We start from the raw sequence: 26,472 nt of genomic DNA, 5'->3' as shown, positions 1-26,472 counted from the left end.
CCATGTCACACCACCCCGTTGCGTTTGGCAAATTCCAGCAGGGCAACCAGGGACTTGGCATTGAGCTTTTGCAACAATCGGGTCTTGTAGGTACTGATGGTCTTGTTGCTGAGCATCATGGCATCGGCGATCTGCTTGTTGGTGAACCCTTGCACCAGTTGCTGCAGCACCATCAGCTCCCGGTTCGAAAGGCTGGCCAGCATGTGTTGTTCGGATTGTTTGCCTTCGGTCGTGGCCCCGAACATCTCGTGGGGAAAGAAGGAGTAGCCCGACAGCACGGCTTTCACCGCCCCCGCCAAGTCGCTCAAGTCTCATCCTTGCTGATGAAACCTGAAGCCCCAGCCTGCATGCAGCGGGAGGCGATGGACTCGGTGCCGAGTGACGTCAGTACCAGCACCCGGACATTGTTCTCCATGCTTCTCAGTCGGGTGATGACCTGCAAGCCGTCGAGCCTGGGGATGCCGATGTCGAGAATGACCACATCGGGTTGCAGCTCTCGGGCCAGTTGCAGGGCCTCGATGCCATTATCCGCCACCCCCACTATTTCGTATCCTTGTGGCTCCAACAATACCTTGACTGCCAGGCGCACGACGGGGTGATCATCAACGATCATGATTCTGGGCATAATGGCTCCATTTTATAAGTCCCCCCCAAGGTGGGGGCCAAGCGGGTGAATTCGGCCGCAGACATTGGCCGACCAAAACGAAAACCCTGCACTTCCTGGCAGCCAAGCTCTTCCAGATAGGCTTGCTGCTCCGGGGTCTCAACCCCTTCAATGACGAGTGACAGGGTCAGGGAGCGGGCCTGCCCTACGGCGCTGCGGATTGCCGCATAGCCCCGTGAGCTCCTGTTGATCCCCTGAACGAAGCTCTTGTCTATCTTGATCTGATTGAAGGGCAGCTAACAGAGCCGGCCGAGCGAGGAGTAGCCGGTGCCAAAGTCATCCATGGCCAGCACACATCCCATCAGGCGCAAGCGCAGCAGAACGGCCAAGGTGTCCGCGGTGACCGTCAGGGCACCGGTTTCGGTGATCTCCAGAGTCAGCAGACTGGCCGGGACGCGGTACTCCTGTAATTTGGATTGAATACGGCTGGCAAACCCAGGCCGATTGAGCTGGCTGGGGTGAACATTGAAGGCGAGCCCCAATCCGGGGCGGCCTTGTTGCAAGATGAGCCCCTGTTCGAGCAACTGCCAGAACAGGGTGTCGATGGCCTCATCCCCCTCCAGGTGGGGCAGGAAGCTTGCTGGCCCCAATATGCCACGGATTGGATGAGACCAGCGGGCCAGCACCTCCAGACCATTTAACCGGCCATCGGGCAGCGTGACCTTGGGTTGAAAATAGGCTTTGAATTCATGCCGGGAGAGCCCGTTCATGACCTCTTCCCGGGTGGGCGGGGGCTGATCGAGGGTAACTGGCGGTTCACAAGGGGGTTGATGGGGCTGATAGTTGCAGAGCAGGTTGTGGCGCCTGGCCTGGGAGGAGGGCTTTCCAAGATCTCCCAGGAATGTGATGCCCCACATGTCGACCATGGCACCCACGGCATTGCGCAAGGTGGTGTCCACCTCGCTGCTGATCATCCACGGCGCGCACCATTCCCTCCCGGGAGATGTGATGCAGAAACTCCAGGCCGTCCATGCCAGACATTCGCAGATCGCAGATGGCTATGTCCACTCCTCCTCCTTCCCGTAGCAAGGCAAGCGCCTGCTCCCCCTCCTCTGCCTCGAAGACCCTGGTCACGCCACAACGCTGCAACAGGCAGGTGATGACAGCACGCTGCAAAGGGTGATCTTCGAGTACCAGAACGCTCAATGCCGACATTTTTATCCACCTCCCGCTCTCGACCCATAAAGGGGGGAAACCTTATCAGAACAGGGGGGACTTCAAGGGTAGGATACGAGGGAATTGAATGTAGGAAAAATCCTATTGACAAGAATAGTAAGGAGGCTGGGATGAGATGAATTTTCTTTTGGAAAACAGGGTGATGAAAATTACCCTGTGGAGAGATGACTGGTGGTGAACAGGACGAGAGGCTTATAGCAGGCCATCGAGGGCATGGTCGGAGAACTTGTGCGCGTCGTCGAAGTACTCCTGCAAGGTGCGCATGTCCTTGTGCCTCGTTACCTCGATGATCTTGTTCATGGGCTTGCCGGCGGTGACCGCCGAGGTGATGAAACCGCGCCGCAGACTGTGGCCGCTGACCTGGAGATCGTCGATGGCCTGGCCGGTGCGCCGCTTGATCATCAGGTTGATGCCCTGTGGGCCCAGGGCATCCGGCATCAATTGCCCCCAGCGGTTCATGCGCCGAAACAGCGGCCCCTCATCGATCCGGCTCTGTTTCAGCCAGCGTTGCAGCGCCCTGACCGGGCAGTGGTGTTTACCGGGGATCAGGGCTATCTCGGTCTCGTGCAACTGATGTTTGCTCGGTTTGAGGCGAAGACGGATCCCCTGCCCCACGAACTGGAGATCGCTCACTTCGATGCGGGCCGCCTCCGAGCGGCGCAGGGCGCCGCTGAACATCAGCAGCAGCAGGGTGTGATCTCGCAAGCCTGCGAGGTTGCGGGTATCTATCTCATCCAGTACCTGAGTCAGCTGCTGCAGGGTCAGCGCCCCCGTCTTGCGCTTGCGATTATCCCCGAGGCGCACGATGCCGCGCATCATTTCCTTGATCTCTGCGTGCTCGGTCGGCATGGGGTGAACGCCTTTTTGTTTGAAGGCGTAGCGAATGCCAGCAAGACGCCTCACCAGGGTTGCCGGTTTGCGCGGCTCGCCGTTGCGAAGCTCTCCCTTCCCCGCCTCCTTATCGAGCCAAACCCAGTCGGCCAGAATGCCGTCAGCCTGATCCGCCAGGAAGTTCATGATGTCGTGATGGGTGCTTTGCAGTGGATCCAGCCGCTGCAACTGGCACCAGTAGACGAAGATTCGGGTGTCTGCCTCATAGGCATTGAGGGTCGAATCCGATTTGGCGCTGCGCAGGAAGCGGCGAGCCCGGCTGTTGAGCCCGGGATCGAATACAGCCTGCAATGAGTGATGAGCAGAAACCTGTGAGGATGGATAGGTCACTTAAGCTGATGATTCGATGAGAAGTTTCCCAGGATCTTACAGGATCTTCCAGATCCATCAAGTATCGATAATGAATATTATCGATACTTATAGGAAGTCAGTTTTAACCCCCTTCAGCATCAGTGGGTACCTCCCATCCCCCGAATACCATTTCACCAGTCTCCAGAAACCGAGCAGCTTCTATTCCGCCGACTCGTGAGAGATAACACTCTTCGGTTTTTGTTTTTATCAGGTGGATTATCCTGGCGATTGGAAATAACAAGGCCCCGTTGATGGGGCCTTGTCGGTTATTTTTTTGCCAAGCGGAACAACGCGAAGAAGTTGTGGCTGGTGGCCTCGGCCAACTGCGCCAGCGGGATCTGGCGAAGGTCGGCGATAAACTGGGCGACGTCTCGCACGAAGGCGGGCTCGTTCTCCCTCCCCCGATGGGGAATAGGCGCAAGATACGGCGAGTCGGTTTCGACCAGCAGTCGCTCGAGGGGCAGCGCCTTGACCACCGCCTGCAAGGCGGCGGCATTCTTGAAGGTAACGATGCCGGAGATGGAGATGTAAAACCCCATCGCCATGGCCGCCTCGGCCATCTCGAGAGACTCGGTGAAGCAGTGCAGTACGCCGCCCACCTGATCCGCCCCCTCTTCACGCATGATCCGCAAGGTATCGTCCTGAGCATCCCGGGTATGAATGATGAGGGGCTTGTTCAGGGCCCGCGCTACCCGGATGTGTTCACGGAAGGAGGCCTGCTGCACTTCCTTGTTTTCCGGCGAGTAGAAATAGTCCAACCCCGTCTCGCCGATGGCGACCACACGGGGGTCAGCCGCCTGAGTCAGCAGCAGACTCGCATCGACCCCGGGATCCTGGTTGAGCGGATGCACACCGCAGGAGGCAAAGACCTGGGGATAGGGAGCGATCGCCGCCAGCATGGTCGGGAACTGGGCCTGGGTCACACTCACGCAGAGAAAGTAACCCACCTCCTGCGCCGCTGCCTTGGCCAGCACATCGGCCATGTCGGTCTGCTTGCTGCCATAGCTCAGGCGATCGAGGTGACAATGGGTATCAACGAGTAACATAGCTAACCTTGTGTGCTTGAACGCAAATCATAACCAGCGATTGAGCCAGTTCATGAGATGAATGGTGGGATTGGAGAGCTGCCCCGGCTGACAGGCGGCCTTGAGACCGACGAGTTGCTGCTCCGCCTCCAGCAATTTTTCACTGGAGTGACGCTCGGCCAGCTGCTGGCTGAGGGCCGCGAGATCCGGCATGGCCAACTGGTGATGACCACAACCTGCCTGGGTCTTGAGGGCATCACACAGAAACAGTTGCAGCCAGTGCAGGCGAACCTGACTCTCTTCCGCCAGTTGGGCACAGACGCTGGCCGCCCGTGTCGGGGCTTGTGACAGGGAGACAAAACTCTCCAGCAGAGTCCGACGAGCCTCATCTTGCTGGGCTTCGATATAGTCCAGCACCCGCAGCGGCGCCCCCTGGCAGATCCGCACCTGGGCCTGGGTGGCCTGATGCCCCTGCGCCGCGAGCCAGTCTAGCGTTTCCCCTTCCATCGGCAATTGGCAGACATGCTTGTGGCAACGACTCAGGATCGTCGGCAGCAGGCGGGAAACCTTGGAGGCGATGAGCAGCAGCAGGCTGTCACCGGCCGGCTCTTCCAGGGTTTTCAGCAAGGCATTGGCGGCGGACTCCGTCATGCGCTCCGCATCGGTGATGATCACCACCTTGCCACGGCCGAGCTGGGACGTACTCTGCAACCGGCCACAGATCTCGCGGATGGCCTCGACGCCGATGGTCTTGCTCTCGGTGCCGATGGTACCGAGATCCGGGTGATGTCCCTTGTCCAGCAACTGGCAGGAGTGGCACCGATCGCAGGGCTCCCCGTCCCTTGGCTGCTGGCACAGGTGCAACCTGGCCAGCCGCTCGGCCAGCTGCTCCTTGCCAAGACCGGGATCCCCGATCAGCAGCCACGCATGGCCGAGTCGACCACACCGGGCATTCAGGCTCAGACTTTGCCAATCCGGGATCAGCCAGGGATACATAGGCCCTCGCGCGTGAAATAAGCATCAAGGGTGGCCTCGATAGCGGCCTTGACCTCGGCCGGTGTCTGACCGGCGTCGATCACCTTGATGGCCTCATCCTGCGCCGCCAGTTCCAGGTAACGCAGGCGGGTGCGCTCGAAGAAGCCGATTTTTTCCAGCTCGATGCGATCCAGCTCGCCGCGATGGCGGGCCCGTTGCAATCCGAGGGCGGGATCGATATCCAGATAGAGGGTCAGATCCGGTTTGAAATCTCCGAGCACAGCCTGCTTGATGGCCTTGATGAGCTGGGCGTCGATGCCGCGGCCACCCCCCTGATACGCCTGGGAGGAGAGGTCATGCCTGTCCCCCACCACCCAGACGCCGTCCGCCAGGGCGGGCTTGATCCGGGTTTCCACCAGTTGCACCCGGGAGGCGTACATCAGCAGCAGTTCGGCTTCGATGGTGAGACGCTCGTCGTGCACTTCTTTCACGATGGCGCGCATTCGCTCGGCGAGCGGTGTGCCGCCCGGTTCACGGGTGCACTCGATCCGCCCCACTCCATGCGTCTGCAGATAGTCGGTGACATAACGTACGGCGGAGCTCTTCCCTGCCCCTTCGAGTCCTTCAATCACGATAAATTTAGACATTAGGGTTTCTTCAATATGTATTCGCGCACCGCCCGATTGTGTTCATCGAGGGTCTTGGAGAAGTAGTGGGCCCCGCCCCCTTTGGCGACGAAATAGAGATAGTCGGTCGACAGGGGATTGAGCGCCGCCTCGATGGAAGCCTTGCCCGGCATGGCGATGGGGGTCGGCGGCAGGCCATCGATCACATAGGTGTTATAGGGGTTGATGTCGGTCAGATCGCTGCGGCGGATGTTGCCATCGTACCTGTCCTTGACCCCGTAGATGACGGTGGGGTCAGTCTGCAGCTTCATGCCAAGACGTAGGCGATTGACGAAGACGGAGGCGATCTGCGCCCGTTCGTCCGGCTGACCGGTCTCTTTTTCGATGATGGAGGCCATGATCAGCGCCTCATAAGGGCTCTTGTAGGGCAGATTGGCCTGACGCTTGTCCCAGTTCTGCAGCAGGAAGGCCTGCATATCCTGATAGGCGCGGCGCAAGATGGAAATATCGCTGGCGTGGGTGGTGTAAGCATAAGTCTCTGGCAGGAACCACCCTTCCAGCTTGCCATTCTCTATGCCCAGCTCCTGAGCGATTTCCGTCTCGTCCTGCTCCACCGTCAAACGCTCCAGATAAGGCGCGCTGGCGAGCTGTTTCTGCCAATCCTCGAAGCGGGAGCCTTCCACGAAGGTGAGGCTGAAGTGGAACTCCTTGCCAGAGGCGAACAGGGAGAGGGTCTCCTTGAGCGGAGCCCCTTCCTTGATCTCATAGGTGCCGGACTTGATGGCCACCAATTCGGGATGGCCACGCAACCACAGACGCACCGCCCAGGGGGCAGGTTCCCCCTCCCCGAGCTCGGTGATGAGGCGCGCCGCATGGGCGCCCTTCTCGACGGTGAAGAGGCGGGTCGGCCCCTTGTTGGTGAGGGTCTCCACCTCTTGCCATTTGTAATACACATACCCCCCGGCGACGGCGGCCGTCAGGGCCGCTCCCGCGAGCAGGGTATAAAGTCGATTAAACTTCAATGACCAAACGCTCCTGTAAACGGCGGATCAATACCGGGTTGGGATAGCCTTGATCGCCAATGCGATTGAGCGGCACTATGCCCATCAGGGTATTGGTCAACCATACTTCTTCGGCCTGCCACAGTGACTCCAGCGGAGCCTCCACGACACGCAGTTCAATGCCCATCTGTTTAAGCATCCCCATCACACGTCGCCGCATGATGCCGTCCACACCGCCATGGGTGAGATCCGGGGTAAACACCGTCTTGCCACGACGCCAAAACAGATTCGCGCTGACACCTTCTACCAGAAATCCGCGGCTGTTCAACACTATACCTTCGACTCCACCGCGCGCGGCAAGTTCGCGCTTGAGCAAAACTTGCTCTAGCCGCCCGAGGCTCTTGAGCCCCGCCAGCATGGGGGCGTCCCCGAGCCGTTGCTGACAGATCAGCGCCTCGATGCCGGTCCGCTGCCAGTTTGGGTAGTGGGCCGGATAATCCGCCAGCGAAACGATACGGGTGGGTGAGTCGCAGTTGGCCCCGTCATAACCCCGCCCGCCACTGCCACGGGTCAGCACGACTTTCACGACAGCCTGCGTCTGACCCGCCGCCAGGCTTGCCACCTCGGCGGCAAGCTGATCCCAGGGGATGGCGGCAAAGCCGAGCCGATGGCTGGCCTGCTGCAGGCGAGCCAGGTGATCCGGCCACCAGACGACCTCCCCTCCCTGCACCAGCATGGTGGTGAAATGGCCATCTGCGTATGACAGACCGCGGTCCCTGGCAGATAGGGCTTCTGTTGACACTCCATTGATCAGCATACAGGTCCCTTTGATAAAAAAGGCCCGATACTGGCGTATCGGGCCCGACACTTCGCTAGCAATCTGCCCAGCGAGAATTATACGCGTTTGAAGATCAGGGAGCCATTGGTGCCGCCGAAACCAAACGAATTGGAGAGGGCATACTCAAACTGACCGGCCTTGGCCACGTGGGGCACCAGATCCAGATCACACTCCTCGTCCGGGTTGTCCAGGTTGATGGTGGGAGCCACCTTCTGATCCCGCAGGGACAACACGGTAATGATCGCCTCGATGGCGCCGGCAGCGCCCAGCAGGTGACCGGTCATCGACTTGGTGGAGCTGATCATCAGGGCATTGGCATGTTCGCCAAACACCTTCTTCATGCCACGCAGTTCCGCCACGTCCCCGAGGGGGGTGGAGGTGCCGTGGGCATTGATGTAACCGATCTGCTCGGGGGCGATGCCCGCATCCTTGATGGCGTTCTTCATGGCACGCGCGCCACCGTCACCGTCCGAGGGAGGCGCCGTCATGTGGTAGGCGTCGCCGCTCATGCCAAAGCCGACCAGCTCGGCGTAGATCTTGGCGCCGCGCGCCTTGGCGTGTTCGTACTCTTCGAGCACCAGCACCCCGGCGCCGTCACCCAGCACGAAGCCATCGCGATCCTTGTCCCAGGGGCGGCTCGCCTTCTGGGGCTCGTCGTTGCGGGTGGAGAGCGCCTTGGCCGCCGCGAAGCCGCCCATCCCCATGGGGGTGGAGGCCTTCTCGGTCCCGCCCGCCACCATGACATCCGCATCCCCGTAGGCGATCATGCGCCCGGCCATGCCGATGGCATGGGTGCCCGTGGTGCAGGCGGTGGTCACGGCGATGTTCGGGCCTTGCAGACCTTTCATGATGGAGAGATGACCGGACACCATATTGATGATGGTGGATGGTACGAAGAAGGGGCTCAGCTTGCGCGGGCCGCCATTGATGAGGCTGCTGTGGTTCTGTTCGATGAGACCCAGGCCACCGATGCCGGAGCCGATGGCAACGCCTACCCGCTCGGCATTCTCTTCGTTGATGACGAGGCCAGAATCGTCCAGCGCCTGCACACCCGCCGCCACGCCATACTGGATGAAAAGATCCATCTTGCGGGCTTCTTTGCGGTTGATGCCGTATTGTTCGGGATCGAACTCTTTGACCAGGCCGGCGAAGCGGGTCGCGAATTCACTGGTATCAAAGTGGTCGATGAGGGAAATGCCGCTCTGCCCGTTGAGCAGGGCTTGCCAGCTGGATTCGGCAGTGTTACCCACCGGGGAAAGCATCCCCAAGCCGGTCACCACGACTCTGCGTTTTGACACTGAGGTAGTCTCCGAGAGGTGTTTTATGAGGGAACAAACATAAAAGAAGCGGCCCTTGGGCCGCTTCTTTCAGAACAGGATCTTATTCCTGATTAGCGGTGATGTAGTCGATAGCCGCTTGAACAGTGGTGATCTTCTCGGCTTCTTCATCAGGAATTTCGGTATCGAATTCTTCTTCCAGCGCCATTACCAGTTCAACGGTATCCAAAGAGTCAGCGCCCAGGTCGTCGACGAAGGAGGCAGCGTTCTTAACGTCTTCCTCTTTAACACCCAGTTGTTCGATGATGATTTTCTTTACGCGTTCTTCGATGTTGCTCATGACCTGAATTTTCCTTTAAAAATACGCTATTGCGTCTGGTTGGGGTAGTGTATTCAATTGACTGGAGTTTGCAAGTAGCTTGCCGCTGGTCAAACCACGAAATGTGCCAAACTTCGGCGTACTATCGCAAATTTGAACAGATCTCACGACAAATTGATTACACCATGTACATCCCGCCATTAACATGCAGGGTTTCGCCAGTGATGTAAGCAGCGTCATCAGACGCCAAGAATACCACAGCGGCGGCAATTTCTTTCGGATCGCCCAAACGGGCGGCAGGTACCTGGCTCATGATGCCGGCACGCTGCTCTTCGTTGAGCGCACGGGTCATGTCGGTCTCGATGAAACCGGGGGCAACCGCATTCACAGTAATGCCACGGGAAGCCACTTCACGGGCCAGGGACTTGGTGAAGCCCACCAGACCGGCCTTGGCGGCGGCATAGTTCACCTGACCCGCGTTGCCCATGGTGCCAACCACGGAGCCGATGCTGATGATGCGGCCATGGCGCTTCTTCATCATGGCACGCAGCACCGGCTTGCTCAGGCGGTAGAGCGAGGTCAGGTTGGTGTCGATGATCTCGTTCCACTCATCGTCTTTCATGCGCATCAACAGGTTGTCGCGGGTGATCCCGGCGTTGTTGATGAGAATGTCGATGTCACCGAAACGCGCCTTGATATCGGCAAAGACGGCTTCAATGGATTCCTGGCTGGTCACGTTCAGTGCCATACCGCAGCCCTGCTCGCCCAGATAGGCGCTGATGGCGGCGGCGCCGCTCTCGCTGGTGGCAGTGCCTACAACCTTGGCGCCACGGGCCGCGAACGTTTCGGCAATCGCGCGGCCGATGCCACGACTGGCACCGGTGACCAGGACAACCTTATCGGTAAAACTCATCTTCTGCTCCTGTTTACTTGGCTTGGGCCAGCGCCTGCTCGAAAGAGGCGGCATCGTTGGCGTGGATACCTTCCACGCGCGAGTCGATGCGCTTGGCGAGCCCAGTCAGTACTTTGCCCGGTCCCATCTCGACTTCGAGGGTGACCCCGTCGTTTGCCATCCGCTCAACGGTCTCGGTCCAACGGACCAGACTGAACAGCTGGCGCACCAGGGCTTGTTTGATGGCGGCCGGATCCTGCTCACAGGATACGTCCACATTATTGATGACTGCGATGACAGGAACCTTGATCTCGATCCCATCCAGCGCGGCGGCCAGTTTTTCGGCAGCCGGCTTCATCAGGGCGCAGTGAGACGGCACCGAGACCGGCAGCGGCAAGGCACGCTTGGCGCCGGACTCTTTCATCAGCACGTTGGCGCGCTCGACCGCCTCCTTGTGACCGGCAATGACCACCTGGCCCGGGGAGTTGAAATTGACCGGCGACACCACCTGGCCCTGGGCTGCCTTCTCGCAGTTGGCGGCGATGCTGTCGTTGTCCAGACCGATGATGGCGGCCATGGCACCGGTACCTTCCGGCACGGCTTCCTGCATGGCGAGGCCACGCAGCTCGACCAGCTTGACGGCATCGGCAAAGCCCAGGGCGCCACTGCACACCAGGGCGGAATACTCACCCAGGCTGTGCCCGGCCATCACGGCGGGGGTCGCACCACCCTGCTGCTGCCACAGGCGCCAGAGGGCGACGGAAGCGGTCAACAGCGCAGGCTGGGTACGCCAGGTCTTGTTCAGATCCTCGGCGGGGCCGTTCATGACCAGGGCCAGCAGATCGTAACCCAGGACCTGGCTCGCCTCGGCGAAGGTCTCTTTAATCACGGCATGTTGCTCGGCCAGTTCGGCCAGCATGCCGACGCTCTGGGAGCCCTGTCCCGGGAAGGCAATGGCAAATCGGGTCATCATTGATTCCTTTAAGGTAAGACGAAATCGGTCAGCGAGCGCCCGAGGCCCAAACCCCGGACGCGGCTTGATATCAGAAACGCACCAGCGCCGAACCCCAGGCGAAACCACCACCAAAGGCTTCCAGCAACACTAGCTGGCCCGGCTTGATCCGGCCATCACGCACCCCTTCATCGAAGGCGATGGGCACGGAGGCGGCAGAGGTGTTGCCGTGCTTGTCGAGGGTCAGCACGACCTTGTCCAGCACCATGCCAAGCTTCTTGGCGGTGGCGCTGATGATGCGGAAGTTGGCCTGGTGAGGCACCAGCCAGTCCAGTTCGCTCGGATCGATGCCGTTGGCGGCCAGGGTCTCGGTCACGATCTCGCTCAGGCGCGTGACCGCCACCTTGAACACGTCGTTGCCCTTCATATACATGTAGGCTTCGAGCTCGACCCCCGGCATGCCACGGTGAGGCTGCGGCAGCTTCAGCAGATCCCCATAGCGGCCGTCCGCGTGCAGATGGGTGGAGATGATCCCCGGGGTCTCGCTCGCCCCGATCACCACGGCCCCTGCCCCGTCACCGAAGATGATGATGGTGCCGCGATCCTTGGGATCGCACATGCGTGACAACACGTCCGCGCCGACCACCAGGACGTTGCGGGCAGCGCCGGATTTGACGAATTGATCCGCCACGGCGAGGGCGTAAGTGAAACCGGCACAGGCGGCGGCCACGTCGAAGGCCGGGATCCCCGGCACCCCGAGCAGCCCCTGCAATTCGCAGGCGGCGGCCGGGAAGGCATTCTCTGCGCTGGTGGTGGCCAGCACTATCATGTCCAGATCGGCCGCGGTCAGGCCGGCCGCGTCCAGTGCCCGCAAGGCGGCTTGATGAGACAGGGTGGCGACGGTTTCGTCGGCCCCGGCGATGCGGCGTTCACGGATCCCGGTACGTTCCACGATCCATTCGTCACTGGTTTCCACCATCTGTTCAAGATCGGCATTGGTACGCACCAAACTCGGCAGGTAACTGCCAGTACCCAGAATTTTGCTATGCATAGAGTTTTATAAATCCCTGTCGGAAAAGACAGATTCAAGGCGATCTGCAATTTGCAATGGAAGCTGATGCCTGGCCTCTTGTGCGGCCAGCAGGATCGCATGACACAGAGCGCGCCGTTCGGCACGCCCATGGCTTTTTACCACAATGCCCCGCAATCCTAACAGACTCGCGCCATTATACTGGTCGGGGTTCAGGTAAGAAAAACGCCGTTTGAACATAAATCCGGCGAGTCGACCAAGAAAACTGCGTTTTTTACGGGGATATCCGGCCAGTTCAGCCATCATCCGCACCACCCCTTCGGCGGTCTTGAGGGCCACGTTGCCCACGAAACCGTCGCAGACGATCACATCGCAGTCACCGCTGAAGATCCTGTCCCCCTCGATGAAACCGACAAAATTGAGGGCGGTACACTGGCGCAGCAGTTCTGCGCTGTGACGTACCAGGTCGTTGCCCTTGATCTCCTCCTCCCCCACGTTGAGCAGTGCGACCCGGGGAGACGGGATCCCCGCCACCTGCTCGGCGACCACGGACCCCATCACCGCAAATTGCAGCAGGGTATCGGCATCGCAGCTCACGTTTGCCCCCAGATCCAGCATCACGGTACGCCCGCCCCCCAAGGTAGGCAGCGCCTTGATGAGCGCGGGTCTGTCGACACCGGGCAGGGACTTGAGCACGCATTTCGCCATGGCCATCAGGGCGCCGGTATTGCCGGCACTGACGCAGGCATCCGCCTCGCCGGCCTTGACCAGATCCAGCACGACCCGCATGGAGGAGTCTTTCAGGGTGCGCAATGCGACAATGGGTTTCTCGCCCATGCCGACGACTTGAGAGGCATGCACGAAACGAACGCGAGGGTGATCCAGCAAGCCATGTTGCTGCAAGAGAGGGGTGGTCTGGTGTTTGTCACCGACCAGAATGAGATTGAGCTGAGGCAGAAGAGACAGTGCCTGCACGGCGGCAGGCACTGTTTCCGAGGGGCCAACATCTCCCCCCATTATGTCTAGCGCGACAGTTTGCGTAGACAAAGGCAATCCTTAAGCGATTACCTTTTTACCGCGGTAGAAACCATCGGCAGTCACGTGGTGACGACGATGAATTTCGCCACTGGTCTGATCAACAGTCAGTGCAGCGGTGGTCAGGGCATCGTGGGAACGACGCATGCCACGCTTGGCGCGGGTTTTACGGTTCTGTTGTACGGCCATGGTAGGCTAACTCCTAAAATTCACTTACGTTTGAGCTCTTCAAGAACTGCAAAGGGATTCGGCCGCTCATCAGCAGGTTCGATGTCACCCCAGGTCATCTCCATGTTCCCTCGCGGACAGACATCCAGAGGATGCATGGCCACTTGAGGCAACGAGAGGATGAGCTCATCCTCCAGGATTTGATGAAGATCTATCTCGCCGTTTTCGTCCAACTCAATGGGCTCATAAGCTTCCGGCAGTTCTTCCTCGTTTGTTCTCTCGAACAGCGGAGTGTAGATAAAATCAGCTTCACAAAGGTGTTCGAATGTCTCTCCGCAACGCTGGCAAACCAGGTCAACCTTGGCATGGGCAGTGCCTTTCATAACGGTCAACTTCTGGATGTCTTTACCAAAGTGCAGTGTGACATCAACATCACTTCGCAAGCCTTCGGTTGATTCTTCCAATCTGGGCATCTGCGACTTTTCCACTATCCCGACATAGTCGAGTAGCTTCAAGGCATTACGGACTGGATCAACCTTAACGGGCAACTTCACCTTTTGCATAGGGCGCGAATATTATAGGTCCAACAAGGGATAGTCAAAGGAAAAAGTCCTTACCGCCGATGATTTTAACTGCGCAGACCCCTGTTCACAGGAACTTGCGCTCACCGGTGACTGATTATGCCATAAACAGCCGGATCCCACACGGGATCCTGCACGGTACGGGCATGCAGGAGGGGGAAATGCGGACAGATCCCCCCAGCCCCTAGGCTGTGCCAGCTCTGCTGATTTGACCAAATCTGACGCTTTGCTTGAAAACAACCCGCTGAGGCTCGACGTTGTGTCTTAGGATAATCAGGGAGATTAGGCGGGGTTTATCTGGAGGTTATCGATGAGAGTGGTAATTTCTTGGTGGTTTATGCTGATTTTTATCCTATCAGTGATGCAACCTGTGGTTGTCTTCGCCGAAGAGAAGAGCAGCGGTCATGTTTATCTGGATGACAACATGCCGGTCTTCCTCCCCTGCGGTTCGGACAACGCCTTCTTGCTGATTGGCCCGGACAAGCTGCTGCAATCCTTGCAACAGCAATGGCACCAACTCAATGCGCAGCACTCCAGCTCCCCTCGCCCGCTTTACGTGGAAATGACGGGGCATTTTGAAGAGAACCCCGATGCCGAGGGACGCTCGGCAGATTTCGATGGCCGCTATCGTGGAGAATCCCTTCTGCGCAGTCAGGCCGAGAGTCCCGCCACCTGCCCGGTATTGGTGGTTGAGGACTAGATCAGGACGCTCATTTCCCCGGCTACATCAGGGCCTGGCCATGCACGTCGGCTTTTGGGTGAACAGGGAGACCGGACGTTGGGGCGCCGCCTCCATCAACCGGCGAATGGCTTGAAAACTCTCGAGGGCCGCCTTGATGGCAATGGGATTGACTATCCAGCCCGGCAGGTTGTTGCCCGGATTGGTGTAGGTTTCGAGTCGCACCAGGGTGGCACCATCCCCTTGGGGCAGGGCCTCCCAGCGACCGCTGCTGGCCCGGATCCGCACCAGCCCCGGGCGCTCGCGCAAGGCATCGGGTTCGGCCCAGACCTTGAGCACCAGGCCACAATCCGCCCGTCTCGACACATGGGAGCGGGTAATGAGCTCCCTGTCCTGTACCGGCCAGGGGGATTCCAGCCGGGTGTAGACCAGTTCATCATCCTCGCCGGCTCTTGCCAGTACCCGTACCTCGCGGCTCTTGGGCAGCCACTCCCGATGCCGGGCGGTGTCCCGCAGCACCGCCAACAGGGCCTCAGGGGCGGCCTTGACCCGCATCTCCAGGCGCAAGGCCAGGTAGGGACCTGGCGGGCGAGGCTGGGTCCAGAGGCTCACCTTCCCCTCCCCCTGCTGCGGCAACCATTCCTGACCCCAGCTTGCAAAGGAGAGCAAGATCATCACTAGTGCTCCGTATTTGATCATGCCATCTCCCCCGTCCGCCCATTATCCATACCAATGCAAGTGCAGTATGACAGTCACGCCGTGGCATGAGTGTGACCATCGATGTATCCAGTGTCGGAAGCAATGTGCTGTGCTTATCCATGTCGCTGCAGGCAAGCCAGTTTACACCCTGCCCGCTGGCCTTATAAAATCAACCAATTGATTTATCACTGGATATCACCACATGATGGCTGCCACTCTGATCCTTGCCTCCACATCCCGTTATCGCAAGGCCCTGCTGGAAAAACTCGGCCTGCCATTTCAGTGTGCGGCCCCTGACGTGGATGAAACTCCGCAGCCCCAGGAGTCGGCCCAGGCACTGGTAGCAAGGCTGGCACATGCCAAGGCGAGCGCCATCGCAGCGCAGCATGATCACGGCCTGGTCATCGGTTCTGATCAGGTGTGTGTCTGCGATGGGCGCATTCTTGGCAAACCGGGCACGGTAGAAAACGCGGTGGCACAGCTGATGGCCGCCCAGGGTAAAAGCGTCACCTTCTATACGGGGCTGTGCGTACTGGATGCGGCGAGCGGCCGGGCTGAACAGTGGGTGGAACCTTTCACCGTGCACTTCAGAACCCTGGGTGAGGCGGCCATCCTCCGCTACGTAGAGGCGGAACTGCCGCTCGATTGCGCTGGCAGTTTCAAGTGTGAAGGCATGGGTATCGTGCTGTTCAAGGCCTTGGAGGGTCGCGATCCCAATGCACTGATCGGCCTCCCCCTCATCGCCCTGCTCGAGCTGCTCGAGCGCCATGGGCTGGCCCTGCCATGACCCTGGCGAGAGACACGTCGACATAGAAAAACGGGAGCCTTGATGGCTCCCGTTTTATGCTTTCGATGCTGGCTCATGCCAGCAGCTGGCGCAGCTCCGCCATGGTATCGACGATGGCAACGGGTTCGTATTGCGCCAGCCTGGCCCTGTCGTGCACGCCCCAGGTCACCCCGATGCGCGGCATGGCAAGGGCTGCGGCCATCCCCATGTCGTGAATGGAATCGCCGATCATCACCGCCTGCTCAGGTTCCAGGCCCAATTCATCCAGGATCTGGGTCAACATCAAGGGGGCGGGCTTGGAGTGGGCTTCATCTGCTCCGCACGTCGCGGCAAAGAGCGGACGCAATCCCGTCTCGTCCAATATCCTGTCCAGACCCTGCCGGGACTTGCCGGTGGCCACGGCCAGTTGAATGCCCGACTCCCGCCAGTGATGAAGCAGTTCCCTCGCCCCCGCAAACAAGGGGCTCGGCGTGTCATCGTGCAGATAATGGTGGCGATAGCGGGCGATCAGGGCCTGGGCCCGCTCGCTCCCCTCCTGCAGGGTGAACAATCGGGGGATCCCCACCGCCAAGCTGAGGCCGATGATCTGGTGGGTCTGCTGCGCCGACGGCACCGCTTCCCCGCAATCGCGGGCGGCCCCCTGCACACAGGCGACGATCCGCCCCACCGAATCCATCAGGGTTCCGTCCCAGTCGAAGATGGCGAGGCGGATATCCTGCATCAGCGGGCCAGCTTGCCGAGGAAGGTTTCAAGTTCAGGGGCAAGCGGCGCTTCCACCTGCATCTCCCTGTCATCCACCGGGTGAGTAAAGCTCAGCTTCCAGGCGTGCAGGAAGAGTCGCTTCAACCCTTGATTGCGCATACTTTCATCAAACGCCGCCTCACCGTATTTGTCATCACAGGCGATGGGGTGGCCGGCATGCTGGGTATGGACCCGGATCTGGTGAGTCCGGCCGGTGATCGGGCTGCACTCCACCAGGGTCGCTTCGGCAAACTGGCGGGCGATGCGAAAACGAGTCTCGGACGGCTTGCCATCGGCGCTGACCCGCACCACCCGTTCGCCGGATTGCAGATCATTCTTGCGAAGGGGGGCGTTGACCACTTTGACGTGAGGCTGCCATTGGCCGCGTACCAGCGCCAGATATTGCTTGCGCATGGTCTTGACCCGCAGTTGCTCATGCAGACTGCGCAGGGCGCTGCGCTTCTTGGCAACCAGCAACACGCCGGAGGTATCGCGATCGAGGCGATGCACCAGCTCGAGGAAGCGGGCTTCCGGGCGCAGGGCCCGCAGCCCCTCGATCACCCCGAAGGAGAGACCACTGCCGCCGTGTACCGCCATGCCGGAGGGCTTGTTCAGCACTATCATGGCCTCGTCTTCAAACAGGATCTGGCTCTCCAGACGCTGGATGCTGCCAAGGTTGGCCGAGGGCAGCTCGTTCTTCTCGGCAACGCGCACAGGCGGTACCCGTACTTCGTCGCCGGCACAGAGCTTGTATTCAGGTTTGATGCGTTTCTTGTTGACGCGCACTTCGCCCTTGCGAAGGATGCGATAGATCAGGCTCTTGGGGACGCCCTTTAGCTGAGTCTTGAGAAAATTGTCGATGCGCTGCCCTTCATGCTCAGCTTCGATGGTGAGCAGCTGCACTTGTTGATGTATCTGTGTCATGGCGCGGATTTTAACACTGCCGATGGCCCTTGGCTCCATGCTTTGTTAAAAAATGGCGTCTTGCTATAAAAGTGGTTTAAATGGGATAATAAACAAGGTTTTGTCATTGTGTTCAAGCCTTGTACTAAGTGGCCAAAATTTATGCCACCCAATCCCGAAACACCGTGTATACAAGAACATGACGGTTCCCGGGTGCGAGGTACAACGCATGGAGAACGCAAACAGAGCCGCTTTAATTGTCTCCACATCGGTATCCTTAATTCGCGCCTTCGAGAAGGCAGAACCCGAGTGCCCTTAATTAGCGCCTCATGCATACCCCAACCGGGAGGTTGCCCAAGCATGCTGAAGACCCGAGGCCGGCGCCGGCAGGACCCTGTGGAGGGATCAAAATGACAAAATAATGAGAACTCAATGAAAAGAATGCTAATCAACGCGACTCAAGAAGAGGAGTTGCGCGTAGCGCTGGTTGACGGACAACAGCTCTACGATTTGGATATTGAAAGTCCGGGGCACGAGCAGAAGAAAGCGAACATCTACAAGGGCAAAATCACCCGCGTAGAACCCAGTCTCGAAGCTGCTTTTGTCGATTATGGCGCCGAGCGCCACGGTTTCCTGCCGTTAAAGGAAATCGCCCGCAATTATTTCCCCTCCGGTTATTCCTATCAGGGTCGCCCCAACATCAAAGAAGTGGTCCGCGAAGGCCAGGAAGTGATCGTCCAGATCGATAAGGAAGAGCGTGGCACCAAGGGTGCAGCCCTCACCACCTTTATCAGTCTGGCGGGCAGCTACCTGGTGCTGATGCCGAACAACCCCCGTGCCGGCGGCATTTCCCGTCGCATCGAGGGTGACGAGCGGACCGAGTTGAAGGAAGCCCTGAGCGGCCTGACCGTGCCGGACGGCATGGGCCTCATCGTGCGTACCGCCGGTGTGGGCAAGTCCCCGGAAGAGCTGGAATGGGATCTGAACGTACTGCTCAACCACTGGGATTCCATCCACAAGGCCTCCCAGAACCGCTCCGCTCCGGTGCTTATCCATCAGGAAAGCAACGTGATCGTGCGGGCCATCCGTGACTACCTGCGTCGCGACGTCGGCGAGATCCTGATCGACAACCCTGTCATCTTCGAGCGCGCCAAGTCCCACATCGAGCTGGTTCGTCCCGATTTCCTCAATCGCGTGAAGCTGTACAAGGGTGATGTTGCCCTGTTCAACCACTTCCAGATCGAGAGCCAGATCGAGTCGGCCTTCCAGCGCGAAGTGCGCCTGCCCTCCGGCGGCAGCATCGTCATCGACCCGACCGAAGCGCTCACCTCCATCGATATCAACTCCTCCCGCGCCACCAAGGGCGGCGATATCGAAGAGACCGCGCTGCAGACCAACCTGGAAGCGGCCGACGAAATTGCCCGTCAATTGCGTCTGCGCGATCTGGGTGGCCTCATCGTCATCGACTTCATCGACATGACTCCGGTTCGCCATCAGCGCGAAGTGGAAAACCGTCTGCGTGAAGCCGTGCACCAGGACCGTGCCCGCATCCAGCTTGGCCGGATCTCCCGTTTCGGTCTGCTGGAGATGTCCCGCCAGCGCCTGCGCCCCTCCCTCAACGAGTCCAGCAGTCATATCTGCCCCCGTTGCCAAGGACAAGGGGTCATCCGTGACAACGAATCACTGGCCTTGTCCATCCTGCGTCTCATCGAAGAAGAGGCCATGAAGGACAACACCGAGCAGGTTCACGCTCAGGTGCCGGTCGATGTCGCCGCCTATCTGCTCAACGAGAAGCGTGCCTCCATCGCCAGTCTGGAGCAACGCAATGACGTACGCCTGTACATCATTCCGAACCAGCATCTGGAAACGCCGCACTACGAAGTGACCCGCATCCGTCAGAACGAAATTCCGGAAGCGGCCAGCTACGAGCTCAAGACCGAGATTGCCAAGCCGGTTTACCAACCGAAGCAGGCTCAGGTCATTGAGCGCGAGCAACCCCTGCTGCAAGGTTTCGTGCAGGCCCCTCAACCCGCCGCACCGGCTGCCGCCGCCGCGCCTGCTCCCCAGGCTGCTGCTGTCGCCGCCGAGCCGGGCCTGTTCGGCAAGCTGTTCAAGGCCATCTCTGGCTTGTTCAGTTCTGACGCGGCCCCTGAGGTGAAAGCCCCTGCCGAGAAGCCGGTGGCTCGTGAAGCGCGCAAGGAAGAGGGTCATCGTCATCAACGTGACGAGACCCGCAGCCGTGGTCAGCGTGGTCGTCGTGATGACAACCGTGGCAACCGCAACGAAGCCGGTGAGAAACGTGAAGGTTCGGCCAACCGCGAAGGCGGTGAGAACCGTAACCGTCGCCCGCGCAAAGAGCGTGAGCCGCGCCAGGAACGTGAAGGCCGTGGGGAAGCCCGCAGCGAACAGCGTATGGAGCGCGAACCGCGCGAGGCTCGTGAGCCCCGTCAGGAACGTGAACCCCGCGCTCCGCGCCCTGCCCGTGAGCCGCGCGCACCTCGTGAACCCCGCCCCGAGGTGGTGGAAGCCGTCGAAGCCGTTGAGGTGAACGCTGCCGCAGTGCAAGCCGAACCCCGTCAGGAGAAAGAGCAGAAAGTGGCCGAGCGCCGCGAACGTCGCCAACTGCGCAAGCAGGTTCGGGTCGATGTCGCCGCCGCCGACACCCCTGCCCTGCCCGTTGACGAGCCTGCCTCTGATGTCGTGGAAGCCCAGACCGTGGCCGGTGAGCAAGAGGAGCAGACCGACGGTCAGCGCCGTTCTCGCCGTACCCCGCGTGGCCAGCGTATCGAAGGTCAGCGTCGCAAGCGCATCAACGAAGAGGCCCGTGGCCAGCGCGATGATGAGCCTCAGGCCGAAGTTCAGCTGACCGCTGCCGCCCAGGCCGATGCCGCTCATGTGAAGGTGGAAGAGCCGGCCGTGCCGGTGATCACCATCCCGAGTGCCGAAGCCGTGGCTGCTGCCCTGCAGGCCTCCTCTGCGCTGACCGAGCATGTGGTCGCCGAAGCGGTGGCAGAAGAAGCCGCTGAAGCCGCCGCCGCACCTGCCGTTGAGCAAATCGCTGCGGTAGCTGAACCTGTGGTCGCTGACGTTGTGGCCGAGGTCGCCCCTGTCGCTGCCGAGCAGGTCGTAGCTCCCGCCACTGACGTGACTGTGGCCGAAGCAGCCCCTGCCGTTGAAGCTGATGCTGCCGAGGTGGTAGCTGCCGTGGTCGAGACGGCGCCGACTCTCGTCCTCGAAGCTGCGCCCGTGGTTGAACCTCAGGTTGCTGCCGTCGACGTCGAGCCCGCTGTCGTTGAAGCGGTCGATGCCGAACCGGTTGCCGCCCCTGTGGTTGCAGACGTCGCGCCAGTCGTCACTGCTCCTGTGGCCAAGCCGGTCAACAAGGGCGGTGTCCTGGCCCGCGCTCGCAAGGCCTCCGCGCCGATGGCAACACCGGCCGCCGTGCCTGCCCAGCCTGCCCGCGAACCGGTTGCCTACGCACCGCTCGAGCGCAGTGAAGTGACCACCTCCGGTCGCCACGCCGGCAGCACCGCTGCCAGCAACGTGGCAACCAGTCCGGCCGGTCGCCCCTGAGCCAGCTTGCTAGTCTGATGAAAAGGGCCACACATTGTGTGGCCCTTTTTTTACCCGGTACTCTCCACCCTGCCATGTCTGTTTCATCACGCGCCGAGTAGCCACCTGCTTCGTTCAGCGCCTTTCGTGCTACATCACACTGTGCGCTCACAGCAGTGAGATCACCCGCTCCACTTCCAGAGCTTATCTCTGCCTTGTTCGACTAAAGAAATTCATTGCAACTGCTTGATTGCAATTTACAGCATGTTGATGTTTATCCATGTTCAACTATCGGGATTAAGCACTTCCCCTAGCAACCAGCATCTATATCGGCAGTCATTGCCGGTGCTCTCACCCCGGCCATCACGGCAGACCAGCATCCCATGGCGTATCCCTGGCTCACCTTTCCTTCGTAGAAAGGTTTGTCGATGCCTTCCATTCCTCCTGATGCGCCTATCACCCAGTCAGACCCCATATTCCATGGGGCAATGTTCTCTACTGTGAGTATCCAGCCCCTCGCCTCCACCCCTTCATTGGCTCACGTCAGTGTCATCAAATCTCTGCGGAACCGGACCAGACGAGCTCAGCTGCTAGCCAAGGTACTCCCCCTCCTCTCAATCACTCGGGGTGAGCCCTGATGAACTTTGGTTGTGGAACGAGGCAATGAAAGGTGATTGTGGAGCGTAGTGTGAAGAACAATATTTGTTTGATGGCATACAATGATGACTACAGAGGCTTGCTGCCTCAAGGGCGCATCCATCTATGGGATGGAAAAATGGCAATAAAAAAGGGCCCGCAGGCCCTTTGATGATGTCGATGAGACAGTGACTATCAGCCACCAAACAGATGGTTGCTGACGATGAACAGGCCACCGGAGAGCAGCATGGTCAGCGGCAGGGTCAGCACCCAGGCCAGCAAGATGGTCTTGATGGTCTGGCTCTGCAGCCCGGATTTGTTGGCCACCATGGTCCCCGCCACCGCAGAGGAGAGGATATGGGTGGTGGACACCGGCATGCCGGTCAGGCTGGCGACCCCGATGGAGGCGGCGGCGGTGATCTGGGCGGCGATGCCCTGGCTGTACGTCATGCCGGAGGAGCCAATCTTCTCCCCTACCGTGTAGACGATACGGCGCCAGCCCACCATGGTGCCACACCCCAGCGCCAGGGCGATGGAGACGATGACCCAGGTCGGTGCATATTCGGCGGTCGCAGTCAGATCCTTGCGCCATTTGGCCAGATCGGTCAGCTCCTTGGCCGGCAGCGGCAGCTTGGAGACCTTGCGGGCGGTATCGTCGATACAGAGCAGCAGACGACGCACTTCACGGCGATCGGTCAGGCTCATCTCTTCATAGGTACGGACCTTGCCGAGACGATTGTCCAGGGTTGCCATGGCCTGCAGCACTTCACCGGCGGCGCAGTGGGTCATCAGCTCTTCCTGGGAATGGGCAGGCACGTTGAAGTCCACCAGAGTGGAGACCTGCTCCTGATTGCGCTGGTAGATCTCCATGATGCGCTGGTTGGCATCCTGGGTTCTATCCAGATCATAGGAGCGGCTGTTCATGTCCAGGGCGAAGTAGGCGGGCGCCATGCAGATCAGCACCAGCATCACCAGACCTATCCCCTTCTGACCATCGTTGGAGCCGTGCACGAAGCTCACCCCCATGGCGGAGCAGATGAGGGTGACACGGGCCCAGAACGGCGGGTGTTTCTTGCCATCCACCAGCAGACGCTCTTCCGGGGTCTTGTGGATCTTGCTGTTCAGCCAGACGCGTTTCATGGCAAACAGCAGCAATGCCGCGATAACGAAACCGACTGTGGGAGAAATGATGAGGGAGAGCATGATGTCGATGGCTTTACCGACGTTGATGCCCTCCTGCAGGGGCTGATGGGTCATCCAGGCATAGGCGCCGCCTACCCCCAGGATGGAGCCGATCAGGGTGTGTGAGCTGGAGGCCGGGATCCCGAAGAACCAGGTGCCCAGGTTCCACACGATGGCGGAAAACAGCAGGGAGAAGACCATGATCAATCCCTGGGTAGAATCCATCCCGAGCAGCAGATCGATGGGCAGCAGATGCACGATGGCATAAGCAACCCCCAGCCCACCCAGCATGACACCGGCAAAGTTGAACAGACCGGAAGCCACCACCGCCATATGAGCCGGCATCGCCTTGGTATAGATGACCGTTGCTACCGCGTTGGCGGTATCGTGAAAGCCGTTGATGAACTCATAGGCCAGCACAAAAAAAACGGCCAATACCAAACCGATTGACCACCAAAAACCCAAACCACTAAACATTTCAAACATAAAAACGAACCTGTTTATGAGTTGCGGCGGATTATGCCAGAAGGCTCGGTGCGCCATAGCCGTCATTGAAATATTTCAGTAAGAAAAAAAAAGGGCATTCCGTCAGAAAATGTCTTAGGCCCAGTCGGAATGCGCCTTGTCATAGATTAATTAAACGCACGATGCAGCACGAGATCCTGAGTCATATCAAGGCCCTATCTTGCACAAACGCGCCATATTCCCCGCTTTTTGTCACAAAACCTTGATCTTTCGCACACATATCCAGCCACGGAACATGCGGCATCTGTAGGCAGCAAATCAAAAAGGGTGCCGAAGCACCCTTTCATCGTTCACTCGTCACAGGGGTTCAGTCCTGGTTGATGCGGCTGGCGACCGCCCCTTGCTGACTCTTGTACTTCGCATTCTCCCGCTTGTTGTACGGACGAGCCGCAACGCCTGAGAGCATTTCGAAGTTCAGTGCCCCGATCTTCATCTTGGGGCGCAGGGCCAGGGGCAGCTTGCCACCGTTGTAGAACTCCAGCACGATACGGCCGGACCAGCCCGGATCGATACGGTGGGCGGTGACGTGTACCATCAGGCCCAGGCGTGCCAGGGAGGAGCGACCGTCCAGCCAGCCGACGATGTCCGCCGGCAGGGTGACGGATTCGTAGGTCACCGCCAGGGCCAGCTGACCCGGGTGCAGGTAGAAGGCTTCGCCGTCCGGGATGTGGATCTCCTCGCTCATCACCCGCTCGATGGCATCGGCCATCTCGGCACTGGTACCGCCGAGGTCGATATAAGGCGCGGTATGATCGCGAAACACCCGAAACTCGTTGCCGAGCAGCACATCGACGCTGACGCCACTGATCCGCTCGATGCCGGGGCGCGGCTCAATCACTATCTTGCCTTCATCCAGATGGCGTTCGATATCGGTATCACAAAGACGCATTCGGCGACTCTCCTGACAAAAGATTCATTTAAAAAGCCGGGCATCACCCGGCTCTTTCCTGATTAACCGATCAACATGTGGCGGATGCGCGCCTTGAGCATGTCGATGGCGATGCGATTCTTGCCGCCACGGGGCACGATGACATCGGCGTACTGCTTTGACGGATCGATGAACTGCATGAACATGGGGCGTACCGTCTTCTGATATTGCTTGAGGACGGAGTCCATGGTGCGGCCCCGTTCCTGCACATCGCGCACCAGACGGCGCAACAGGCAGATGTCGAGGGGAGTATCCATGAAGATGGAGGCATCCATCAGATCCCGCAGCCGGCTGTCGGTCAGCAGCAATATCCCTTCCAAGATGATCACCCGACGGGGGGCGAAGGGGGTGATCTCGTCCATACGCGTGTGCTCGGAATAGGAGTAACGGGGAATGTTCACCGACTCCCCGCCCACCAGCTGGGTCAGATGCTGCACCAGCAGATCGTGATCAAGGGCATTGGGGTGGTCATAGTTGGTCTTGACCCGCTCTTCCATGGTCATGTGGGTCTGATCACGGTAGTAGCAATCCTCGGTGATCACACCAATCTGACCTGCGCCCAGTTCGGCCACCAGCTCTTCATAGATGGTTTGAGCGATAAGACTCTTGCCGGATGCGGACGCACCAGCAATACCGATGATCACACAAGAATGTTGAGTATCAGACATTGAAAATACCTAAAGAAAGAAGAGCACTGGGGATTGTTTAAACCGATCCATTATATAAAAAAGGGTGAGCCATGCCCACCCTCAAATCCGCAGCAAACGGCCGACAGCCGATTATTCGTCCAGCGCCACCGTATAGAGCGGGGTCGCAATCGGTTTACCACTGAAATAGAGCTCGGCCCCGACCCGTCTGGCCAGTCTCAGATAAGCCTCTGCCAGCTCCCCTTCCGGCGCCCCGAACACGGTCGGGCAGCCTTCGTCCATGTGCTGACGGATATCGATGTGCAGCGGCAACTGGCCAAGCAGCGCCACTTGATATTGCTCTGCCATCTTCTTGCCGCCACCGGTGCCAAACAGCGGCTCGTGGTGACCGCAGGCGCTGCAAACGTGATAACTCATGTTCTCGACGATGCCGAGCACGGGTACGTTCACCTTGTTGAACATGGCGATGCCCTTGCGTGCATCCGCCAGTGCCACATCCTGGGGCGTGGTGACGATCACCGCCGCCGTGGTGGGCACCTGCTGGGCCAGGGTGAGCTGGATGTCGCCGGTACCTGGCGGCATGTCCACCACCAGATAATCCACTTCGCCCCAGCGGGTCTCGTGGAGGATCTGCGCCAGCGCCTTGCTCGCCATGGGACCGCGCCAGATGGTGGCATCCTGCTCATCCACCAGATAGCCGATGCTGTTGCTCTTGAGACCACAGGCCATCACCGGTTCCATGGTCTTGCCATCACGGCTGCTCGGACGCTCCTTCAAGGTGCCCATCATGGTCGGAATGGAGGGGCCGTAGATGTCCGCATCCAGAATGGCGACCCGGGCCCCCTCCTTTTGCAGCGCCAGCGCGAGGTTCACCGCCGTGGTGGACTTGCCCACCCCTCCCTTGCCGGAGGCTACCACCAGGATGTTGCGAATGCCCTGTACTGCCGCTAGCTGCTGGGCGCGGGGCATACTGGCGACCTCTATCTCCCCCAGCCAGTCGATGCGGCTGGCCCCCGTGGCGCTGCGCAGGCGTCCATCGAAGCACTCCTTGAGCTCATCGAACAGGGATTGCCCGGCAAAGGGCAACACCAGTTTGATGGTCAGGGTCTGTTCCTGCTGTTCGATGGCGCGCACGAAACCGGCCGCCACCAGATCCTTGCCCCAGCCGCTTGGCTTAAATTCGGCCAGGATCTGTTTTACTGAATCCATCACCATTAACTCCCCATTATCTTGTCGTTATGCTGAGGTGAAAGGTTACCGCACATAAATCAGTGGGTTGCAGGCTTGTAGCCGAGTGCCGAAGCCCGGGCCTGACGGGCCAGAGCCCTAGGCAGGCTACCCCCAATTCGGGTAACATGCTCGGCACTGTATCATCCCAACAGGCACATAAAG

General features: G+C 59.6%; 27 protein-coding genes and 1 pseudogene. 3 read left to right on the top strand and 25 right to left on the bottom strand.

The genetic code is table 11. The features are described 5' to 3' along the window. Nucleotides 1–5: 5 nt before the first annotated feature. From ACW5W7_RS10620 to yceD, 18 genes and pseudogenes are all read right to left on the bottom strand, one after another. The gene (locus ACW5W7_RS10620; protein WP_456501668.1) at nucleotides 6–308 is read right to left on the bottom strand and encodes a LuxR C-terminal-related transcriptional regulator; all 303 of its coding nucleotides are present in this window, start codon (nucleotides 306–308) and stop codon (nucleotides 6–8) included. After that, nucleotides 305–625 carry a response regulator gene (locus ACW5W7_RS10615; protein ID WP_456501667.1) on the bottom strand — a complete coding sequence of 107 codons (321 nt, stop codon included), beginning with the start codon at nucleotides 623–625 and terminating at the stop codon, nucleotides 305–307. Before ACW5W7_RS10615 ends, ACW5W7_RS10620 begins: the two co-directional genes overlap by 4 nt. Further along, a pseudogene (locus ACW5W7_RS10610) lies at nucleotides 610–1,374 on the bottom strand (EAL domain-containing protein). The gene ACW5W7_RS10615 and the pseudogene ACW5W7_RS10610 overlap by 16 nt, the downstream one beginning before the upstream one ends. 46 nt (nucleotides 1,375–1,420) lie before the next feature. Then, on the bottom strand, nucleotides 1,421–1,819 hold the full coding sequence (locus tag ACW5W7_RS10605; RefSeq protein WP_456501666.1) for a response regulator transcription factor: 399 nt from the start codon (nucleotides 1,817–1,819) through the stop codon (nucleotides 1,421–1,423). A 213-nt stretch (nucleotides 1,820–2,032) separates the two neighbouring features. Beyond that, entirely contained in the window at nucleotides 2,033–2,974 is a 942-nt protein-coding gene (locus ACW5W7_RS10600; RefSeq protein ID WP_456501791.1) for a site-specific integrase, read from the bottom strand. 374 nt (nucleotides 2,975–3,348) lie between these two features. After that, complete coding sequence (locus ACW5W7_RS10595) at nucleotides 3,349–4,128, bottom strand: TatD family hydrolase (protein ID WP_456501665.1); 780 nt, start codon at nucleotides 4,126–4,128, stop codon at nucleotides 3,349–3,351. A gap of 27 nt (nucleotides 4,129–4,155) precedes the next feature. After that, complete coding sequence (holB, locus tag ACW5W7_RS10590; protein ID WP_456501664.1) at nucleotides 4,156–5,103, bottom strand: DNA polymerase III subunit delta'; 948 nt, start codon at nucleotides 5,101–5,103, stop codon at nucleotides 4,156–4,158. Continuing rightward, nucleotides 5,088–5,729, bottom strand: a complete 642-nt coding sequence (gene tmk, locus ACW5W7_RS10585; protein WP_456501663.1) for a dTMP kinase — start codon at nucleotides 5,727–5,729, stop codon at nucleotides 5,088–5,090. The genes holB and tmk overlap by 16 nt, the downstream gene beginning before the upstream one ends. Further along, nucleotides 5,729–6,730: an endolytic transglycosylase MltG gene (mltG, locus tag ACW5W7_RS10580; RefSeq protein ID WP_434668154.1), complete on the bottom strand. Its 1,002-nt coding sequence runs from the start codon at nucleotides 6,728–6,730 to the stop codon at nucleotides 5,729–5,731. The genes tmk and mltG overlap by 1 nt, the downstream gene beginning before the upstream one ends. Continuing rightward, nucleotides 6,720–7,526 (bottom strand): aminodeoxychorismate lyase, encoded by an 807-nt coding sequence (pabC, locus tag ACW5W7_RS10575; RefSeq protein WP_456501662.1) that lies wholly within the window; start codon nucleotides 7,524–7,526, stop codon nucleotides 6,720–6,722. The genes mltG and pabC overlap by 11 nt, the downstream gene beginning before the upstream one ends. 77 nt (nucleotides 7,527–7,603) lie before the next feature. After that, nucleotides 7,604–8,845, bottom strand: a complete 1,242-nt coding sequence (fabF, locus tag ACW5W7_RS10570) for a beta-ketoacyl-ACP synthase II (RefSeq protein WP_349922229.1) — start codon at nucleotides 8,843–8,845, stop codon at nucleotides 7,604–7,606. A gap of 82 nt (nucleotides 8,846–8,927) precedes the next feature. Beyond that, nucleotides 8,928–9,164 carry an acyl carrier protein gene (gene acpP / locus ACW5W7_RS10565; protein ID WP_005300909.1) on the bottom strand — a complete coding sequence of 79 codons (237 nt, stop codon included), beginning with the start codon at nucleotides 9,162–9,164 and terminating at the stop codon, nucleotides 8,928–8,930. Between the two features lie 157 nt (nucleotides 9,165–9,321). Continuing rightward, nucleotides 9,322–10,056: a 3-oxoacyl-ACP reductase FabG gene (gene fabG / locus ACW5W7_RS10560; RefSeq protein ID WP_349922228.1), complete on the bottom strand. Its 735-nt coding sequence runs from the start codon at nucleotides 10,054–10,056 to the stop codon at nucleotides 9,322–9,324. A 13-nt stretch (nucleotides 10,057–10,069) separates the two neighbouring features. Continuing rightward, nucleotides 10,070–11,005, bottom strand: a complete 936-nt coding sequence (gene fabD, locus ACW5W7_RS10555; protein WP_456501661.1) for an ACP S-malonyltransferase — start codon at nucleotides 11,003–11,005, stop codon at nucleotides 10,070–10,072. Between the two features lie 73 nt (nucleotides 11,006–11,078). Further along, a complete protein-coding gene (locus tag ACW5W7_RS10550) occupies nucleotides 11,079–12,038 on the bottom strand; it encodes a beta-ketoacyl-ACP synthase III (RefSeq protein ID WP_456501660.1) in 960 nt (319 codons plus the stop codon). Nucleotides 12,039–12,044: 6 nt separating this feature from the next. Continuing rightward, nucleotides 12,045–13,064 carry a phosphate acyltransferase PlsX gene (gene plsX / locus ACW5W7_RS10545; RefSeq protein ID WP_456501659.1) on the bottom strand — a complete coding sequence of 340 codons (1,020 nt, stop codon included), beginning with the start codon at nucleotides 13,062–13,064 and terminating at the stop codon, nucleotides 12,045–12,047. 9 nt (nucleotides 13,065–13,073) lie between these two features. Then, complete coding sequence (gene rpmF, locus ACW5W7_RS10540; protein WP_005300935.1) at nucleotides 13,074–13,241, bottom strand: 50S ribosomal protein L32; 168 nt, start codon at nucleotides 13,239–13,241, stop codon at nucleotides 13,074–13,076. 20 nt (nucleotides 13,242–13,261) lie between these two features. Beyond that, nucleotides 13,262–13,783: a 23S rRNA accumulation protein YceD gene (gene yceD, locus ACW5W7_RS10535; protein ID WP_456501658.1), complete on the bottom strand. Its 522-nt coding sequence runs from the start codon at nucleotides 13,781–13,783 to the stop codon at nucleotides 13,262–13,264. A 328-nt stretch (nucleotides 13,784–14,111) separates the two neighbouring features. Here yceD and ACW5W7_RS10530 point away from each other — a divergent pair, with 328 nt between their 5' ends. Then, a complete protein-coding gene (locus ACW5W7_RS10530) occupies nucleotides 14,112–14,501 on the top strand; it encodes a hypothetical protein (protein ID WP_456501657.1) in 390 nt (129 codons plus the stop codon). 27 nt (nucleotides 14,502–14,528) lie between these two features. On the opposite strand, the gene ACW5W7_RS10525 is transcribed toward ACW5W7_RS10530, so the two are convergent. Further along, complete coding sequence (locus tag ACW5W7_RS10525; protein ID WP_456501656.1) at nucleotides 14,529–15,179, bottom strand: START domain-containing protein; 651 nt, start codon at nucleotides 15,177–15,179, stop codon at nucleotides 14,529–14,531. A 205-nt stretch (nucleotides 15,180–15,384) separates the two neighbouring features. On the opposite strand from ACW5W7_RS10525, the gene ACW5W7_RS10520 reads away from it, so the two are divergent. Next, a complete protein-coding gene (locus ACW5W7_RS10520) occupies nucleotides 15,385–15,966 on the top strand; it encodes a Maf family protein (RefSeq protein ID WP_456501790.1) in 582 nt (193 codons plus the stop codon). Between the two features lie 73 nt (nucleotides 15,967–16,039). Here ACW5W7_RS10520 and ACW5W7_RS10515 read toward each other — a convergent pair whose 3' ends face one another. Together ACW5W7_RS10515 and rluC are read right to left on the bottom strand one after the other, a co-directional pair. Continuing rightward, on the bottom strand, nucleotides 16,040–16,687 hold the full coding sequence (locus tag ACW5W7_RS10515; RefSeq protein ID WP_456501655.1) for an HAD family hydrolase: 648 nt from the start codon (nucleotides 16,685–16,687) through the stop codon (nucleotides 16,040–16,042). Continuing rightward, nucleotides 16,687–17,631 carry a 23S rRNA pseudouridine(955/2504/2580) synthase RluC gene (gene rluC / locus ACW5W7_RS10510; protein WP_349922222.1) on the bottom strand — a complete coding sequence of 315 codons (945 nt, stop codon included), beginning with the start codon at nucleotides 17,629–17,631 and terminating at the stop codon, nucleotides 16,687–16,689. Before rluC ends, ACW5W7_RS10515 begins: the two co-directional genes overlap by 1 nt. 411 nt (nucleotides 17,632–18,042) lie before the next feature. On the opposite strand from rluC, the gene rne reads away from it, so the two are divergent. After that, on the top strand, nucleotides 18,043–21,183 hold the full coding sequence (rne, locus tag ACW5W7_RS10505; RefSeq protein WP_456501654.1) for a ribonuclease E: 3,141 nt from the start codon (nucleotides 18,043–18,045) through the stop codon (nucleotides 21,181–21,183). Between the two features lie 810 nt (nucleotides 21,184–21,993). Here rne and ACW5W7_RS10500 read toward each other — a convergent pair. From ACW5W7_RS10500 to apbC, 4 genes are all read right to left on the bottom strand, one after another. Further along, the gene (locus tag ACW5W7_RS10500; RefSeq protein ID WP_349922220.1) at nucleotides 21,994–23,466 is read right to left on the bottom strand and encodes an inorganic phosphate transporter; all 1,473 of its coding nucleotides are present in this window, start codon (nucleotides 23,464–23,466) and stop codon (nucleotides 21,994–21,996) included. A gap of 346 nt (nucleotides 23,467–23,812) precedes the next feature. Then, the gene (dcd, locus tag ACW5W7_RS10495; RefSeq protein WP_349922219.1) at nucleotides 23,813–24,394 is read right to left on the bottom strand and encodes a dCTP deaminase; all 582 of its coding nucleotides are present in this window, start codon (nucleotides 24,392–24,394) and stop codon (nucleotides 23,813–23,815) included. 62 nt (nucleotides 24,395–24,456) lie between these two features. Then, nucleotides 24,457–25,101 (bottom strand): uridine kinase, encoded by a 645-nt coding sequence (gene udk, locus ACW5W7_RS10490; protein WP_349922218.1) that lies wholly within the window; start codon nucleotides 25,099–25,101, stop codon nucleotides 24,457–24,459. Between the two features lie 111 nt (nucleotides 25,102–25,212). Then, on the bottom strand, nucleotides 25,213–26,295 hold the full coding sequence (apbC, locus tag ACW5W7_RS10485; RefSeq protein WP_456501653.1) for an iron-sulfur cluster carrier protein ApbC: 1,083 nt from the start codon (nucleotides 26,293–26,295) through the stop codon (nucleotides 25,213–25,215). Nucleotides 26,296–26,472: the final 177 nt, after the last annotated feature.

Source organism: Aeromonas intestinalis (assembly GCF_054052485.1).
This window is presented reverse-complemented; position numbering and strand designations above follow the sequence as displayed.